General features: G+C 57.6%; 1 pseudogene. It reads right to left on the bottom strand.

The window, feature by feature from the left end:
* Positions 1 to 1,942 (bottom strand): annotated as a pseudogene (locus FEM54_RS31385) (hypothetical protein); the annotation flags it as partial.
* Positions 1,943 to 2,039: the final 97 nt, after the last annotated feature.

The following is a 2,039-nucleotide window of genomic DNA, read 5'->3' as shown; positions in this document are numbered from 1 at the left end:
CATTGATCATGTTGAAAGTACTCAGGGTCATGCTGGGTAACTTCTGCGCCAGATGCGGCTCGAGCTTGCTGTAAAACCCGGTTGTGACACTGTTGGGAACGCGCGAGGCTTCATCGCCCAGGCGTTCAATGAAGTGGTCAACCATGCTCACCGACGTCAACGAAGGACGCTCCTCGCGCTCTTGGGCACGGGTGGGATAAGTGTTGATATAGACCTCGTCGGCCTTGAGCGCCAGGCGTTGTGATTGCAGTTCTGCATTCAGGGCGAGGGTGACCATTGAGCGTAATGTCGGCTGATGTTTGCGCTCCGTGGCCAGTGCATCTTCAGTGGCACTGAGGCGCCGTAGCTGCACCTTGGCGTGTTCTGCCCGCACGGTGGATGGCCGGTCGTTGCCGCTGGTGACCGGGTGCGCCGTCCAGCGCCCTGCGGTTTCCAGCGTTGCGAGGCGGCTGTCCAGCATCGTGCGTATGTCCAGTGCGCAATCGAGCAGCGCATCCAGATTTATCTGGCCATCACTGCGTCGGTAAAGGTCCAGTGCGTGGTTCATATTACTGATCTGCTTGCCCGCAATGTCTTCGACCATGCCGGCAAAAACGTCACCCGCAATGGGTTGGGCGGCGATGTTAATCTGATCCAGGCCAATAAAGGTGTCGCGCTCATCCAGCGACAGGAAATTGAGCAGTTCATCTTCGTGGCCAGCGGCCTTGAGCATGCTCAATAGCGTGTCTTTGAGATCTTCCATGTCTTTGAGTACTTGTACCCCACGCGACTGCGTGTACAGATAGGCGTGGCTCTCACTGATCAATAGCGTGCTGGCCAGTTCCACATAGTGCTGGTAGGGCGCATGCAGGCGTACTTTTTCCACGCTTAGTTCGTTGGCGTGAGCGTTGCGGGCGCCTTGGTCTGGTAGAAACAATGCCTGAAGGGTGTGGCTTTCGTCGGCGTTGAGAATTTGCGCCTGACGCTTGAGCAAGACATCCAGGCGAAATTTATCCGCCATGACCTGGGTGAAGAGTTTCAGGCGTGAGGTTTCGTTGCCGATGTCCTCGTTCCAATAAGTCTTCAGCAGGCTGTCCAGCAGTTTTGACAAGCTGCCGGATGTTTCTTTGATCAGGGTTTCCCAGTACTGCTGATCTTGTTCGCGTTCTACCAGGGTGAAGGCGCTGGTGACGTGTTTCGGGTTGAAATATTCACGGATCTGGTCCTGGGGCCAGGCATGTCTCACATAAAACTGCAGGAACGCTTCGCTCAATGGCAGGGAATTGACCCAGCGTCGCTGACCGCCTGCCGGGTCCTGGATAAAAAAATCGACCCGTGTATCGCGTTGATCCAGGTTGGGGAAGTACGAGCGCGCCATGATGCTGAGCAGCGTGTCGAGCATGCCGTACAGCGTGGGCGTCGTCTGCAGTTGCTCCAGTACGACGCGCACGTTGTCTTGCTGGCAGGCCTCCAGGGCTTGCTCCTGGTCTTGCATGACGGCGCCTTCGACAAGGGTGGCGGTCAGCGTTATCGGCGTACTGGCGGGCAAGGCGTTGCGCTGTGCAATCGACAGAAAGCTCAACAATTGGACACGCTGCACCGCATCCGCCAGTTGCTCGGCGACGTCGACCAGCAGGCTGGCGTGGTCGTCAAACACCTGAATACCACCATAAGGCGTGTAAAGCAGTGCTTTGCCGTCGTCCGGGGCAGGGCTCATCAGAAAGGCGCCGGCAAGTGGAAAAGGCGGCTGGCCCGATACATTGATCAGCAGTCTTTCGACGCGCATGGGGTAGGTTTGCCGTTCGGGGTCGTTACGTGCGGCATCGCTGGCTTGGTACACCGTGTGCAGCCAATCGAGGTCTTTGACGGTCAGCCCCAGCGCGCGCTCACGGTCGGTCGGCGCGTTTCTTTTAATCGGCAGCAGGAATTCGTCAAAAAAATATGCGGGGGTTACGCCGGTCATGGGCTTGCTCCGTTAAGTAGGGGAGTGACAGGCTAGGGAGGCGTGACCGGAGGGCGGGGGTAACTATTGAGGCCCGTCGCAAGTTGACAGCAGGCAC

Origin of the sequence: Pseudomonas edaphica (genome assembly GCF_005863185.1) — a bacterium.
GTDB lineage: Bacteria > Pseudomonadota > Gammaproteobacteria > Pseudomonadales > Pseudomonadaceae > Aquipseudomonas > Aquipseudomonas edaphica.
Note: the sequence above shows the minus strand (reverse complement) of the source record. Positions and strands in the feature narration are given on the sequence as shown.